This is a genomic window from Paenibacillus pabuli (assembly GCF_039831995.1).
In the GTDB taxonomy this organism is placed as follows: domain Bacteria; phylum Bacillota; class Bacilli; order Paenibacillales; family Paenibacillaceae; genus Paenibacillus; species Paenibacillus pabuli_C.
The window spans coordinates 363,197-377,743 of sequence record NZ_JBDOIO010000004.1 but is presented as its reverse complement, the minus strand read 5'-3'; the positions used below and the strand labels follow the sequence as shown (position 1 = coordinate 377,743).

Annotated in this window: 14 protein-coding genes; all 14 read right to left on the bottom strand. The window is 49.8% G+C overall.

The window, feature by feature from the left end; translation table 11 throughout:
• Positions 1–127 precede the first annotated feature (127 nt).
• Positions 128–1,336 carry a staphylopine family metallophore export MFS transporter CntE gene (gene cntE, locus ABGV42_RS21275; RefSeq protein ID WP_347383568.1) on the bottom strand — a complete coding sequence of 403 codons (1,209 nt, stop codon included), beginning with the start codon at positions 1,334–1,336 and terminating at the stop codon, positions 128–130.
• Positions 1,337–1,349: 13 nt separating this feature from the next.
• Positions 1,350–2,102: an ABC transporter ATP-binding protein gene (locus tag ABGV42_RS21270; RefSeq protein WP_347383567.1), complete on the bottom strand. Its 753-nt coding sequence runs from the start codon at positions 2,100–2,102 to the stop codon at positions 1,350–1,352.
• On the bottom strand, positions 2,089–2,913 hold the full coding sequence (cntD, locus tag ABGV42_RS21265) for a staphylopine uptake ABC transporter ATP-binding protein CntD (RefSeq protein WP_347383566.1): 825 nt from the start codon (positions 2,911–2,913) through the stop codon (positions 2,089–2,091). Before cntD ends, ABGV42_RS21270 begins: the two co-directional genes overlap by 14 nt.
• Complete coding sequence (gene cntC, locus ABGV42_RS21260) at positions 2,894–3,790, bottom strand: staphylopine uptake ABC transporter permease subunit CntC (RefSeq protein WP_347383565.1); 897 nt, start codon at positions 3,788–3,790, stop codon at positions 2,894–2,896. Before cntC ends, cntD begins: the two co-directional genes overlap by 20 nt.
• A complete protein-coding gene (gene opp1B / locus ABGV42_RS21255; RefSeq protein WP_347383564.1) occupies positions 3,787–4,722 on the bottom strand; it encodes a nickel/cobalt ABC transporter permease in 936 nt (311 codons plus the stop codon). The genes cntC and opp1B overlap by 4 nt, the downstream gene beginning before the upstream one ends.
• A 35-nt stretch (positions 4,723–4,757) precedes the next feature.
• Positions 4,758–6,356, bottom strand: coding sequence for a staphylopine-dependent metal ABC transporter substrate-binding lipoprotein (gene cntA, locus ABGV42_RS21250; protein WP_347384452.1), 1,599 nt, complete (start codon positions 6,354–6,356; stop codon positions 4,758–4,760).
• Between the two features lie 17 nt (positions 6,357–6,373).
• Complete coding sequence (locus ABGV42_RS21245) at positions 6,374–7,687, bottom strand: opine metallophore biosynthesis dehydrogenase (protein WP_347383563.1); 1,314 nt, start codon at positions 7,685–7,687, stop codon at positions 6,374–6,376.
• A 16-nt stretch (positions 7,688–7,703) separates the two neighbouring features.
• Positions 7,704–8,510 carry a nicotianamine synthase family protein gene (locus tag ABGV42_RS21240; RefSeq protein ID WP_347383562.1) on the bottom strand — a complete coding sequence of 269 codons (807 nt, stop codon included), beginning with the start codon at positions 8,508–8,510 and terminating at the stop codon, positions 7,704–7,706.
• Positions 8,473–9,372 carry a diaminopimelate epimerase gene (locus tag ABGV42_RS21235; RefSeq protein WP_347383561.1) on the bottom strand — a complete coding sequence of 300 codons (900 nt, stop codon included), beginning with the start codon at positions 9,370–9,372 and terminating at the stop codon, positions 8,473–8,475. Before ABGV42_RS21235 ends, ABGV42_RS21240 begins: the two co-directional genes overlap by 38 nt.
• Positions 9,373–9,706: 334 nt before the next feature.
• Positions 9,707–10,933: an amidohydrolase gene (locus tag ABGV42_RS21230; protein ID WP_431523665.1), complete on the bottom strand. Its 1,227-nt coding sequence runs from the start codon at positions 10,931–10,933 to the stop codon at positions 9,707–9,709.
• Positions 10,934–10,991: 58 nt separating this feature from the next.
• Entirely contained in the window at positions 10,992–12,053 is a 1,062-nt protein-coding gene (locus ABGV42_RS21225) for an LLM class flavin-dependent oxidoreductase (RefSeq protein WP_347383560.1), read from the bottom strand.
• A gap of 57 nt (positions 12,054–12,110) precedes the next feature.
• A complete protein-coding gene (locus ABGV42_RS21220) occupies positions 12,111–12,983 on the bottom strand; it encodes a LysR family transcriptional regulator (RefSeq protein ID WP_347383559.1) in 873 nt (290 codons plus the stop codon).
• 69 nt (positions 12,984–13,052) lie between these two features.
• The gene (gene ssuE / locus ABGV42_RS21215) at positions 13,053–13,601 is read right to left on the bottom strand and encodes an NADPH-dependent FMN reductase (RefSeq protein WP_347384450.1); all 549 of its coding nucleotides are present in this window, start codon (positions 13,599–13,601) and stop codon (positions 13,053–13,055) included.
• A gap of 26 nt (positions 13,602–13,627) precedes the next feature.
• The gene (locus ABGV42_RS21210) at positions 13,628–14,545 is read right to left on the bottom strand and encodes an ABC transporter permease (RefSeq protein ID WP_347383558.1); all 918 of its coding nucleotides are present in this window, start codon (positions 14,543–14,545) and stop codon (positions 13,628–13,630) included.
• Between the last annotated feature and the right edge of the window lie 2 nt (positions 14,546–14,547).

The window sequence follows — 14,547 nt, the reverse complement described above, 5'->3', positions numbered from 1 at the left end:
GAGCAGATATGTCGAATAATCGTAATCATTATGATTAAAAGGACAATTTATCGTATACTGCTTGTATTGTCAATGAATTTGTAGGTGTACAATGACCAACAGAACAAAAAAGCTGACGCATTCCGCATCAGCCTTCCTTCGATCTCATCACTGACAATAGTCCCCTACGGTCATACGCAAAAATAATCATCAGCGCTCCAAGTACTGCACAGATCATATACATCCATGAAAAGGAAGACAGATCCGCAACCGGTCCCATAACGACACCTCCAAGCGAGACGCCCAGATCTGCCGTTGCAATGAATAAACCAATCAGCACATTGCGGTTCGTCTGTGGCAGGACAAAGGACAGATAAGTCGTCAGCGTCGGATATACGATTGCCTGCGCAATTCCCATGAGTCCAGCGCCCAGATACAACAGGATGGCACCTGCCTGAATGGACAATCCCACGCACGCAGCAGCGAGTGTCAGAAGCAGCATCGTACCCATCATAAACGAAGAGTGCCATGTTCCGTCCGATGGAATTTTTTTTCTAAGCATTATACGGGCAACCACGACGACCGCCGCCTGAATCATCAGAAACACTCCTGCATTCCCGTGATTCAATTGTGGAGCATACAACGGAATAAACGCCGTTATGGCGCCAAATACAATCGACGAGATGAGCATAATGACACTGCATTTGAACAAAAACGGATTTCGGATCAGCTCCCCGAAGGAATCCAGCATTCGGAGCTTCTGTCCTGTCTCATCCTGTGTTGTGTCAGTTTCTCGTTCCTTCGTCTTGTCCATCCTGACACTGTAACCAAACAGTCCTGTTACCATGGCAATCACAATCATGAAGATCGAGAAATAATCCATCCCGCCCGCATTCCACAGTCCCAGAGCAAGCACAGGTCCGGCAATACCCGGGATATAGGAAAAGAGGGAGTAGTATGAGATCCCCTGTGAACGATCCTTCTCGGGCAATGCATCAATGATGCCAATCTGAAGCGCCATGGAGAAAAAGGCGGTAGACACGCCTTGCAGTGCACGGGCTACGAAATAGCCCCCCAATCCGGTAAAGGTATACAGGATCAGCGCCAGCCCGTTCAGAATCAGTATGATGCGAAGGATCCTGATCGGTCCATGCTTTTGGATAATCTGACCTGCCCATGGCCTGAAAAACATCGTTGTGAACATGTACGCTCCCATGACGAGACCAATGACTGTGCTGCTTGCCCCCAGTGATTCACCTCTTAGAGGGATAATGACATTGAGGATGGCGTTAGCACTGAAGTAAAAGAGCGTCAATAGATATAAACGCAGAAATGGCCATGACAATGCTCCGCTCACGGTGTGTTCTCCTTTAGAAAGTAATTAAATGATCCAGCAGCTTTCTCGCATACTCGGATTTCACGGTTTTCAGCTGTTCGATAGGCACCATTTCTTCCATGCGGCCCTCTCTGAAAATGATCACTCTGTCACAAATATAAGCAGCTGCCTGTATATCGTGGGTAATGAAAATATAAGTCATCTGATAGATTTCCTTCAGCTCTTTCAGCACGTGGAGCACCTGAGTCTGAACCGATACATCCAGCGAACTGATCGCTTCGTCCAGCACAATGCACTGAGGCTCTGTTGAAATTGCCCTGGCGATGCAGACCCGTTGAACTTCTCCCCCTGACAATTCATGCGGATACTTGGATCGGTATGATTTGTCCAGTCCAACCTGGCTAAGCAGAACATCAATTTTGAGCGAATGGGCATTGCCTTCTGGGTTCTTTTTTTGCAGGCGTAGTGGCTCCATGATGGCTTCCTCCACGGTAAAAAACGGATTGATCGATGACTTGTAATCCTGAAAAACGGCACTGATCCTGCCCCTTCTTGCCTTTCTGTCCAGTACGGATCTGCCTTCGATCGAAATCGTCCCTTGATCCGGGCGCTCCATCCCCAAAATCAGTCTGCCCAAGGTGGATTTTCCGCTCCCGCTCTCCCCGATGATACCCAGGCATTCCCCGCGATAACATTCAAAACTGACATCGTGCAGAACGGATTGCCTGCCTCCCGTAAACAAGCCGCCTTGCGGATAGGATTTATGAACATGGTCAACGTTTAGCAATATGCTGTTCCTCCTGCATCAATTGCCTGAAATGATTACTTAGCTCCCGGCGGGTGGATACCAAAAACTGTGTGTACGGATGCTGCGGTTTTGTAAAGACGGAGCGAATGCTGCCCGACTCCACAATATGCCCATCCTTCATGACCAGAACATCATCCGCGATCTTCCGTACAACTCCCAGATCATGCGAGATAAAGATCATGGAGCATCCCATTCGTTCCCGCAGTTGGATCAGCTGCTCGACCACTTCGTATTGAGAAATCGTATCCAGTGCCGTTGTAGGTTCATCCGCAATGATCACATCTGGTTCCAAAACGAGAGCAAGAGCAATCATGATCCGCTGCAGCATGCCTCCTGACAGCTGGTGAGGGTATTGATTCATGATGTCCACCGGATTTCTCAGCATCACCCGTTCCATGGCGGATTTCATGTTCTTCTCCACTTCCTTGGCATTCCATCCGTAATGTGCTTGAAGGGTCTCCCTCAGATGAACGCCGATCACACAGGAGGGATCAAATGCACCCATTCCGTTCTGGAGAATCATACACAGATTCCGCCCTCTTCTTTTGCGCATTTCCTGTTCCGTGAGCTTGTTCAGATCTTCCCCTTGAAACAGAATCCGGCCGGACTGCCGGATGGCCGGTTTATTCAGACGCATGATGGACCTGCATGTCATCGACTTGCCGCTTCCACTTTCTCCTACAATGGCGAGGCACTGGCCTTGCTTCAGCTGGAATGAACTGTTGTGCACAATGACCTCTTCCGTAAGTGCATCCCATATCCGCAGTTGCTCAACTTCCAATATATTCATAAGCGACCTGCTCACCTCTCTTCCTTCCGCGAAGCTTGCTGCCCGGTTTGGACGTCATCAATTTGGGGTCAAGTGCCACTTGCAGCGCATCGGACAGAAAATTAAATGCCGATACGACCAAAACGATCGCAAGACCTGGCGCAAGCATCAGCTCCGGCCTGGAGAACATGACTTCTCTGGCCTCATTCAGCATCATGCCCCACTCGGCTTGCGGTGCCTGAACGCCCAATCCGAGAAATGACAGCCCGGATATTTGCAGGATCATGGAACAGATGGAACTGCTCGAAATGACAGCAATATCGGAAAAGGTGACGGGCACAATGTGCTTGTGAATGATGCGCAGGTGGCTGATTCCGGAAGCCCTGGCGAACTTCACATAATCCATCTCGGAATATTGCATGACCGATGTACGAATGACCCGGGCAAACCATGCCCATTTCATGACTACAAAGGCGATCAGAATATTTTCAAGACCGGCGCCCAAAATGCCAACCACAGCGAGCGTCATCACGTATCCCGGAAACGAAAGCATAATATCACAGACCCTCATGAGAATCGCATCGGTTTTCCCTTTGAAGTAACCGGAAATGAACCCCACGATGGCCCCCAGGAGAACAGAGGCGAGCAGAGCAACCAAAACCCACAGTACACTTGGCCGAATGCCATAGATCAGCCGCGACAACACACATCTGCCCAGATGATCATTGCCGAGAAGATACGACCAGGATGCTGACGCATACCTGAGCTTCATGTTCACTTCTTCGGGATCATGCGGTGCAAACAAGGGAGCAAGAACGCCAGCAGCGATCATCACAACGATAAAGGCAAGGGACGCCATGGCTAGCTTATCCTGGCTTAAATTACGAAGGTTTCTCATTCGAATTCCTTTCTGAGTTTGGGATTCATTGCTGCGTTCACGATATCGGAAAGCGTATTGAACAGCACAAAAGTGACAGCCAGAATAAGCACGTATGCCTGGATAATCGGATAGTCCCTGCTCAGTATGGATCTGACGCTTAGCCGCCCGAGACCTGGCCAGGCAAACACATTCTCAATCACAACGGTGCTTCCAAGTACAATGGGTATGGCCATACAGAAGATGGAAACGGACACCTGCAGTGAATTTCTCAAAATATGCAGTGTTACCCTTCTCTCGGGAATTCCGCTGGCTCGCGCGTAAAGGACATAATCTTCATTCAAATTGTTCAGCATGGAGCTTCTGACGCTCCTGAAGTAGATACCTACATAACTTACCGTAATGACGATGACCGGAAGAATATAGCTCTGCGGCGAATCCATTCCGCTGGTGGGCAGCAGATCAAGCTTGACGGAGAAGTACCAGATCAGCATAGCTGCAAGCCAGTAGGAAGGTATCGCCGTCAGCAGGAAGGAGAAGCCCCGTACGGACTTATCCATCATTTTCCCTTCCCTCATCGCACAGACAACACCTAACAGGATCGAGAAGAGAATAATGAACACGGAAGATATCAGCGTTAATTTGAGCGTGTTCACAAATGCCGGGCCAATCATGGACCAGACGGAATTCCCGGTCACATAGGACTCGCCAAAGTCCAGCTTCAGGCAAGCCAGCAGCCAGTTCCCGTATTGAATCAAAAACGGCTGATCCATGCCAAGCTCCGCCTTGGTTTGGGCAACCAGCTCATCCGTAATCTGCGGAACTTCCTGCGCCTGTAACACCACAACGGCAGGATCCAGCGGTGAAAGATTGATCAGAACAAAGGTTATAAACGAAATAATCAACAGCAGGGGTATTGCGAGCAGAATTCGTTTGACGATAAAACTCCCCATATCCTTCTCCTTTTCAACACGAAATCCAATGTGCCCTATTGAAATTTCATTCGCTCGAATGGCAGCTCAAATTGGGTCTGCTTAAATGCAATGCCATCCAGGTTCTTTGGTGCAACGATGGTCATGCTTCCGTTCGTAATAGGGATAAACACGGCTTCCTCGTGAACCATGGTCATGATGTCGGCGTATAGTGATTTCCTTGTATTCTCATCGGTGGATACCATCACGTCTTCAATCTTGGCGTACATTTCCTCGGCGTCAGGCATTCCGCTTGTCGTATGCAGATAGGCTGAGCTTGAGGCAAATGCGGAAATGGTGCTCTGAGGATCATAAGCCAGTCCCCAGGTTTGATTGAACAGCAGATCGTACTCTCCCGTAGATCTTCTGTTTGCGATGGAAGAAGATTCTTCCCCGATAATGGATAGCTGGATACCGATGTTTTTCAATTCATTTTGAATGTATTCAGCCTGTGTTTTCTGCGTAGAGGAATTGCTGTCATAATATAAATCCATCTTCAGCTCTTGCCCTTCTTTGGTTCGTACAGCAGCACCACTAGCTAAAGTCCAGCCCGCTTCGTCCAGCAGCTTCTCTGCAGCACTTACATCATAAAGTCGTGTCTTCAATTCCACGTCGGCGTAATTCACATTGGAAGAGAATAGGGTCTGGGCAGGTGTCTGTGTCCCCTCAAAAATGTCGTTGCTGATCGTATCCCGATCGATGGCATGCCAGATGGCTTCCCGAACGGCTGTTTCACTGACCGGGTTATCCTTTTTGCTGCTATTGGCCGCAATGATGCTCGTGTTCATCGGCTCACTTCGTACGACCTGATACTCTCCTGATTCCGCCAGTTGATTCATGGCATGGACATCAATACTGTCGGCACCCCGGTCATCCGTGAACACGAAGTCAATTTCACCCTTTTGCAAGGCCAGAAACGTTGTCTCTCCTGCCGGGAGAACTTTGGCTACGATTTTTTGAATTTCGGGTTTGCCTCCCCAATAGTTTTCATTTGCAACAAACGTCGCGTTTTCATCCACATTGTGCTCTGTAAGCAGGTATGGCCCTGTTCCATGGTAACCATTCACACCATCTTTGGTCCCGCCATTGATCATGTCTTTCGGGGAAATGAACACATAGGGTCTGGTCATGGACAATTCCACCAATGTCGGATAATAGGTACTAGACAGCACCAATTCAACGGTATGTTCATCAATGACATTTGTACTCACAATTTTGGTGGACAGCTTAATCCACGCATGTTTCTCACTATTGGCCTGAACCGCATCAAAGTTCGCCTTGACCGCCTCGGCGTTGAAAGGTTCTCCGTCCTGAAATTTCACGTCTTTTCGCAAATGAAAGGTATACACCTTACCGTCCTCGGAAATATCCCATGATTCCGCAAGCAAGGGCTGAATGCCATCGGCCGTGTTCTCTACCAATGACTCATATACCATCCCTTGAGCAGGCATGGAACCTGTATACAAATGGGGATTCATATCATTAATATCCTTGGCGGAGGCATAGATCAGATCCGTCTTCTTCTCCCCATCTGCTGCCCCCGTCTGTGCAGTTCCCTTCTCGCCGCAACCGGCCAATACGACCAAAACCAGCGCGAATACAATACTTAAGCCCATACTGGATCTTCCCTTTTTCACAACATGTCCTCCTGATGATAGTTTTCAAGTCCTTCACAGATCATGTTCAGATCACCAGCAAACGTCTGGATCTGAAATGCGCTGGATAACGGCAGTTCTCTCTGTTCCTGTACCACTTGATGTAGTTTGTTCTCATAGGTAGCGATGAATTTGTCTATAGTGGGGCAGTCCACCCGGAGATGCCTTGCAATGCCCTGAATGATTTTGATGCGGTAATAATCTTCCTGGGGCATCCTTGGGATCTCAAGCTGTCCTTCCCGATTGATGAACATCTTCCGAAATGGTACGGCTGAAAAGTCAAAATATCTCCCTTGTTCGTCCGGCTGCGAGAAAGGATCAATCAGTAACGAGGTATACCGTATGTACAGCAAATACTCCTGATGTATGTCCTGCAACCCTGTGAATTCTTCGATATCACGGCGAGATAAACTCTGCAAATGAACCGGATAATTATCGTCTGTCATGAATTGAAGCAGATTAAGTGGGCGGATGTTCAACCGGTCTGTAATCCTCATGATTTCTTTCCATCCTGCGAGCATATTCCGAATGAGATCTTGGTTGATAGGCCCTTCCGGGTAGATCTTGTAAACATACGTCTGGACATCAGCGTTACCAAAAATCGCGTTCAAAGAAAAGTCATTCATGAACAATGCCGGATGCACATACAGCGAGATGTTTCGTGTCTCCGCTTCCAACGGGGAGGCCATCACTTCCATCACCACACCGAGCTGCTCAACCATTTTGCATAATTCGTTCATTCGTTCTGAAGGGGTTTGCGTGGAACCGATATATAGTTTTTTCTTCACGCCGGTTGTCACGACATGATTCGAGGGCTGACGATCCGCCCATCGCGTATCCCCACAATAGGTGGAGAAACTGATCACTTCGGGATTGTACCCTAACTCATTTACATACTGATGAACCAGGCGATTCGATCCAAATGTGGGAGAGATCAGCACGATGCACTGCACTTGCTTCAGGACATCCGGATTCACCTGACTTAATACCTGAACATAAGCATCCGTCGTCACAGCAAGAATCAGCGTATCCCAGCTGCCATCAATCCGACTGTACCCGGTAAAAATCCGATCCACTCTACACTCGCCTGCCACACTCCGATGCTTCTCATTCTGAACGCTTACCTGAATGTGCTGGTCATGACGTTTCAAGGAGCCGAAGAATTCATTGGATCGAAGCGATTCCCTTCCTGCCAAGCCAATGGTTGAGCCTCGTTGTTTCTTGAATAATACAGCTAGTTGAACGGATGCAGGCCCTGTTCCCATGATTAAGACTCGTTCAAAACCAATCATATGTGCCTCCTTCTCCTTATCCGACATACGAAGGTTTCTGATACAGTGCAATGTCAAACACATCGTGCGGTCGCAAAATATTGTCAACGAGTCGCCATTTTAGCGGGTCTGTCTCCTGCTGAGGGTAATTGAACAAGGACTTCAATCCATTGCCATATCGCATTGCGACAACAACGTCTTCATTCGTGAGTGAATGAAGCTGATCCAGGATGTCATACTTTATAGCGACCGTGGAACTGAAAATGATATGCGTGGCTTCTTTCGTAAAATCGAGTTCCTGAACAGCCGCCTTCTGCAAATGGATGCGGAGACCAGCCCCCAATGTATTCACCACAGTCTGACCTAATCCGATTGCCTCTTCATCAATATCAATGCCTACCACCTGTGCCCCCGTCCTTCTGGCGATAAGCAGGGGAGTCATTGGAAATGCACCCGAGCCGATCAGAAGCACCTTGGACTCTGAAGTGACATGAAAGCTGCCGAATTCCTTCTCAATGCATTCCTCAATATTTCTGAAATAATCCGCGATCTCCCCATCTCCGTGCTGCAGCTTCAATGCCCGATATTTCTCCATGATCGCTACACAGCGGGAAGATTGACACCTTAAATCCAGTACAAGCTGTTCAAAATCGGCGCTTCCCTCAAGTTCCTTCTCTGCCCAGAATGACTCGTGATGCTTATCGGTGATCCAGTGGGAATAGGCATTGATGGCAAGCTCCATCTGTTCCGCATGATGAACGGAATGATCGTATTTCCGGGCAAGTTGTTCAAAGCTACTCAGAAAATCATTCAACTGTCTGGTAAAATCCACGACCGTATTCATGTGCTTCCCCCTTATTCATGTCCAACTGTTGTGCATCAATAAATGCTTTCCCCTGTGCCACAATGCCGACAGAACCTTCAATGTGAATGCTCCCCAGCCCATGTTCATCGATCTGGGCTACAACTTTGATCGAACCTCCGGGCTGTTTAATTCGGGCAGCAATTTCTCTTCCTGTCTTCCAGGCCAGATAGGCGCCCAGCGAAGCCGTGCCTGAACCGCATCCCCGTTCCCATATCAGGCTATCCAGTCCCGGAACATAAATCAGCGGAGCCAACTCTTTGGAACGTGGATTGAACAACAAAATGCCAATCAGTTTGTCTCCCAGGGTTAGTCCAAGCAGACGCGCGAGGTTTTGTGCTCTTTTTCGGATCCCATCATCGAACCCGTCCACCTCCACCACGATATGAATGAACTCCTCATACCGGACAATAATCATATCCAGATCGATGCCTTCGTACGTTATGGTCTGCCGTCCAATCTGTCTGGGAATCGGCATGGTCACCTGACAAAAGTATTCATTCAGCTCCTTCCTCACTTGGCAGGTGATCAACTGATCTGTACCCGAGACCTCAAGCAGCAATTCAGTGTAATCTTGAGAATCCATCTCCTGTTCAGATGCAAGGTAGGCTGCCAGAGCCATACAGGCATTACCACAAAACTCTCCTCCGGCCATATGCAACCGTGCTGCAGCTCCGCGCTGAAGCGATGGCACAATAAATCCGACCTGCTCCGCATATACATGATCGTAGGACATGATGGTTGAAGCGATATGTTGGTACTCCTCTGCTGGATGACTTGTTTTCACCAAAACCGTCATGTTCTGTGTTGGATTAAACTTGATAAATTCGATCTCCTGTTTCATCCCAGCTACCTCTATTCCTGTTCATTCAGATTCGGATGAGTTTCACCTGTGCACGGCCCGCTTCTGTTAATAGTAATTTTTACGATTAATAATCGAGAAAAATATAGCATACAAAATTGAGGTCGTCAACAATATTTTTCCATTTCAAGAGAACTTCATCTCCCTCCTGTACCAGAGTGCAGATGTCTTAATGTACTGGAGATGTTGATGCTTCTTTGTTTTGAATCCATCTATTTATTTTGCATTCATTCTCTGCCTACTAGACAAAAAACGGTCACCCCAGGAGGGTAACCGTCTTTTTGAAAGCATACTATTTGGTTTTTACGCCATCACATCAATCACGCTGCAGCTGCAGGTTGTGCAGCGCTTGCTCCGCCAAAGCAGCGAGCAGATGCGCTCCCAGCGGCAGCGCCCGTTCATCAAGATCAAAAGCAGGATGATGCCACTCATGCGGTCCGGATGTACCCAGGAAGAGGAAGAGGCCCGGAACCTCCTTCTGATAAAAGGAAAAATCCTCACCTGCCGGGGAAGGCAGCGGTCGGACACTGTTCAATCCCACTTCAACCGCCACCTGTTCTGCCGCGGAGGCCAGCGAAGCATCGTTAACCACCGCAGGCGGTCCCTGAATCCAGCGCACCGTCGCACGTGTACCGTATGCTGCCGCTACACCAGCCACGACCTGGTTAAATCGTTCACGAATACGTGCACGGACTTTCTCGTCAAAGGTTCGCACCGTGCCATCCAATATGGCCTGATCCGGAATGACATTCCAGGCTGTACCGCTGTGTATCTTAGTCACGCTGATCACGGCGCTCTCCTGTGCACCTACATTGCGGCTCACAATCGCCTGCAAAGCCGTTACAATATGCGAGGCAACAACAATCGGATCGATTCCCGCTTCCGGTACCGCAGCATGTGTGCCCACCCCTTCGACGTTTACTACAAAACCATCTGCCGCTGCCAGAAGTGCTCCTTCCCGGATACCGACTGTGCCGACCTGAAGATCCGGTTTGTTATGCAGACCAAACACGGCACGGACGTCAGACAGCGCTCCGCTCTGAATAACCTGCCGCGCGCCTGTGGCTTTTTCCTCCGAAGGCTGGAACAGCAGCCTTACTTTGCCCGGCAGCCCGGACTCCCGCTGTTTCAACAATCGTGCAGCACCAATCAATATCGCCGTATGTGCATCATGCCCGCAAGCATGCATTTTGCCTGCAACCTGTGAGGCGAATTCCAGCTTCGTCTCTTCCTGAATGGGCAGAGCATCAATGTCTGCTCTTAGGGCGACAACTGGGCCGTCGCCCTGACCAATCTCGGCAATAAGGCCCGTACGAAGTGAATATTCGTCTGCAATACGTACCCCTTCCTCCTCCAGCCAACCACGAATAGCAGCCGTTGTTTCCCTTTCCTCGCCTGACAATTCCGGATGGCGGTGCAGATGTCGCCGAATCGCAATTAACCGCTCTGCAAATGCTTCATCCGTTACAATAGGGATGATCTGCGTGCGTCTCTCTTCTTCTTGCTCTGCCTGCGGCTTGGTCTGTTCCAGCTCACTCTTCACAACGTTGCCTCCTTCATCGTCATTCATGTACAGAAAACATGCAGGTCTGAATCCTCTTCTAACCAATAGCGGCTTTCGCAGGTTCGGATTCACTCCAGAATTCACCCAGTCCCTGTTCATCCAGTGCCTCGCGCAGCAATTCAAAAGAGCGAATGCGTTTCGCGAAATCACGCGTGGCTGTCGTGACAATCAGTTCATCCATGGCAAAATCATCCTGAAATTTCTGCAGAGCCTGACCTACCGTTTCCTTCGTTCCGCGAGTTACACTTGGCTCCAGAACCTCAATGCGATATTTCTCGTTCGATTGCCGTCCGAATTCTTCTGCCTGCTCCACCGAACCAACCGTCAGCACTTTGCCATTCTCCAGGTGGATCTTGACCAGCATGTGCTCACTCGCCAGCCCTTCAGCCTCCTCCTCACTCTCTGCCACAATTAATGATATGGCAAGAACGGCGTAAGGCTCCCGGCCCGCTGAACGGTTGAACTGCTCGCGATAGACACGGAGGGCTTCTTGTGCCACTTCAATATTGCTGTTAATAAACAAGGAAAATACATAGGGGAGTCCGAGTTCGGCCGCCATGCCAGCGCTATCGACACTTGCTCCGAGTACATACAGCTCTGCAGGTATCTCGGATACAGGTGCAGCACTTAAGCCGGCAAGTGGATGGGATTCATCTGCATGCGGTTCATTATGAATAAACTGCTTCACTTGCCGTATTTTCTCCTTCAGTGAGGCTGCCTCCTGGATTCCTTGCTGAAGAGCCTGCGTTGAACGGGGCAGTCCTCCTGGCGCACGTCCTATACCCAGATCGATCCTTCCCGGTCCGAGCGCTGCGAGCACATTAAAATTCTCAGCAACCTTGTAAGGACTGTAATGCTGGAGCATCACCCCGCCGGAACCCAAACGAATCCGCTCTGTATGTGCCAGCAAATGAGAAATCAGCACTTCTGGCGAAGAACCTGCCACATGCCCTGAATCGTGATGCTCCGATACCCAGAACCGGTGAAATCCAAGCTGCTCTGCACGCTGCACCAGCTCAATGGTATGCCGGAATGCATCCACCGGCGTCTCCCCTTCATAGATTGGGGTCTGATCCAATATGCCAAGACGAATCCCCATACGTTTCTCCTCCTCCAATTGTGCTGCCGTATTCGGCTGCCAAGCCCGTTCTTGCTTCTATAACTGCCGCAGCAGCTCCCCAAAGGGCTCTGCAAACGGTGAATGTTCTTCTTTTAGCGTCACGACACTAATCTGCAACGATACACCAGCAACTTCATGGACCTGAATGGGAAACAGTTCCTGGTCCTGCACTTCCTTCTGCACGGTCAGTCCTGGCAGAAAGGCAATACCTGCTCCCTGCAGAACCAGTTTCTTCGCCGTTTCCGAATGATCCACATGGTATGTAATATCCGGCGGATGGTCCAGGGAGTCGAACGCACGGTGAATACGCAGCCAGTCCAGGGAACCGCATTCGAAGAAGACCAGCCGCTCATGGCGAATCGCCTCCATGCTGACGTGTCCGCGTTCAATAAATGGATGTCCCTTGTAAACATACAGTTGGATCGGGTCCTCATAAAAAGCAATGGTACGAATGGCCGGGTGCATGACCTTGCGTACAAACGCCAGATCAATCTCCTGATTAAGCAGCTTCGCGATCAACTGATCTGTCGTAGCGGTGGTGAGCTTGATGCTGACCTCAGGATAGGCTTCCTTGATTTTGGGCAGGAAGTCTGGAATGACATAATTGGATACCGATACAGTACTGCCGAGACGCAGCGCGTCCGGTGTAGTCCGGCGCTGCTGAATCTTCTGTCTGCCCTTTTGGATGACCTGCAGCACCTGCTGGGCGTACGGAAGGAACTTTCTCCCCTCATCCGTGAGCACAATCTGTTTGCCCAGCCGATCAAACAGCTTGCAGCCGAGCTCACGTTCCAGCGATTGAATACGAGCCGTTACAGATGGTTGGGACAAAAAGAGTACTTCGGCAGCCTTATTGAAGCTTCCGTAATGATTGATATATACAAACGCTTCAATGTTCTCAATATTCATAAGCGCCTCCGCATCCACGTCCACAGACGTTTGACCTTATATCAATTTAACCAATCAACTTACTCGGTTTTAAGCAATCGTAATACCATCCTTTTCCAGTGTCAATATCAATTCATCCAGCGAACGGTCCAACCGGGTTGTAATGTCCGCCGAGAGCGCATATTTCCCGTCTTCCAGACGCTCTACCCCTTGATCAATCGCGTAAACACCGCCCAGAATATGTCTTCCTCCAAGTGCAGTGATTACAGGCTTCAATGCATAGTCGATAGCCAGCAGATGGGCAATGGAGCCACCAATGACAAGCGGGAGAGACACTTTACCGCGAAGCCCCTCCTGTGGAATCAGATCCAGGAACAGCTTCAGTACACCGGAGTAAGATGCTTTATAAACAGGCGTAGCCACAATGACCGCGTCTGCTGCTTCAACTACGGCTAGCGCATCTCGCACATGCGAACTGTCGAACCGGGCCTGCACGAGGTCTTCAGCTGGCAGATCCGCTACATGTATCACCTCAACAGTAATACCTGCTTCGGTTAATTTATTGCTGCTATAATCGGTTAGGCCGGTCAAACGCGAACGTTTGGAAGGTGCTCCGGCAATAATAACGACATGAGACATCATTAATCTCCTCCTTGGAATAGCGGTCAAGCCGCTCCTTTTACTCTTGGATCAAGCCGGTCACGGATATCGTCTCCAATCAGATTCACTGCGAGTACAAACATAGTAATGGCAAGACCAGGGAAGGTACAGATCCACCAGGCTACGGTCAGGTAACCGCGTCCCTGCGAGAGCAGTGCTCCCCAATCCGGAATTTCCTTCAATACCCCAAGTCCAAGAAAACTGAGACCGGAACCCGTCAGGATGGAAGTACCCACCCCCAATGTTGCCATCACAAGCAGAGGAGACAGGGAATGCGGCAGGACATGCCGCCAGAAAATACGTCCGTTCGAGCCGCCAAGCGATCGTGTCGCTGTGATAAATGGCAGGCTTTTGACAGACATCACCTGCCCGCGCATAACCCGTGCATATCCCGGAATGGAGGCTACCGCAACGGCCAGTGCAATGTTAAGCAGTCCGGGACCCAGTGCCGCGGCTACGGACAGGGCCAGCAGTACGCCCGGGACAGCCATCAGAATATCGACGGTACGCATGATAGCTGTATCCACCATTCCGCCTACATACCCGGAGACAATCCCCAAGGCACTTCCCACCAGGCCACCGACAAGCACCGAGGCGAATCCAATCAGCAGTGAATCCCTGCTGCCATGCACGACGACGCTGAAAATATCCCTTCCGAAATAATCGGTCCCGAACCAATGCACAGCAGAAGGTGCCTGCAGGATTGCATCCGTCATCATCTGAGTTGGATCATAAGGAGCAATCCAGCCCGGAACAATGGCACAGGTAATGGTGAATAACACGACCAGCAGCGCTGCATAAAAGAATAACCGGGAAACCGCGAACGAGAAGCGGTAACCTCCCAAGCGGCGATTCCACAAGCGTAAACGCCCTTTGCTGCCGGTCCATGCCTTTTTGTCACCCACCAATGGTTTCATGCTCATAA

Coding starts and splice junctions, on each gene's coding strand:
- cntD (WP_347383566.1), bottom strand. CDS start 2,913: ATGAATATATTGGAAGTTGAGCAACTGCGGATATGGGATGCACTTACG.
- cntC (WP_347383565.1), bottom strand. CDS start 3,790: ATGAGAAACCTTCGTAATTTAAGCCAGGATAAGCTAGCCATGGCGTCC.
- opp1B (WP_347383564.1), bottom strand. CDS start 4,722: ATGGGGAGTTTTATCGTCAAACGAATTCTGCTCGCAATACCCCTGCTG.
- cntA (WP_347384452.1), bottom strand. CDS start 6,356: ATGGGCTTAAGTATTGTATTCGCGCTGGTTTTGGTCGTATTGGCCGGT.
- ABGV42_RS21245 (WP_347383563.1), bottom strand. CDS start 7,687: ATGATTGGTTTTGAACGAGTCTTAATCATGGGAACAGGGCCTGCATCC.
- ABGV42_RS21240 (WP_347383562.1), bottom strand. CDS start 8,510: ATGAATACGGTCGTGGATTTTACCAGACAGTTGAATGATTTTCTGAGT.
- ABGV42_RS21235 (WP_347383561.1), bottom strand. CDS start 9,372: ATGAAACAGGAGATCGAATTTATCAAGTTTAATCCAACACAGAACATG.
- ABGV42_RS21225 (WP_347383560.1), bottom strand. CDS start 12,053: ATGGGGATTCGTCTTGGCATATTGGATCAGACCCCAATCTATGAAGGG.
- ABGV42_RS21220 (WP_347383559.1), bottom strand. CDS start 12,983: ATGAATATTGAGAACATTGAAGCGTTTGTATATATCAATCATTACGGA.
- ssuE (WP_347384450.1), bottom strand. CDS start 13,601: ATGTCTCATGTCGTTATTATTGCCGGAGCACCTTCCAAACGTTCGCGT.
- ABGV42_RS21210 (WP_347383558.1), bottom strand. CDS start 14,545: ATGAGCATGAAACCATTGGTGGGTGACAAAAAGGCATGGACCGGCAGC.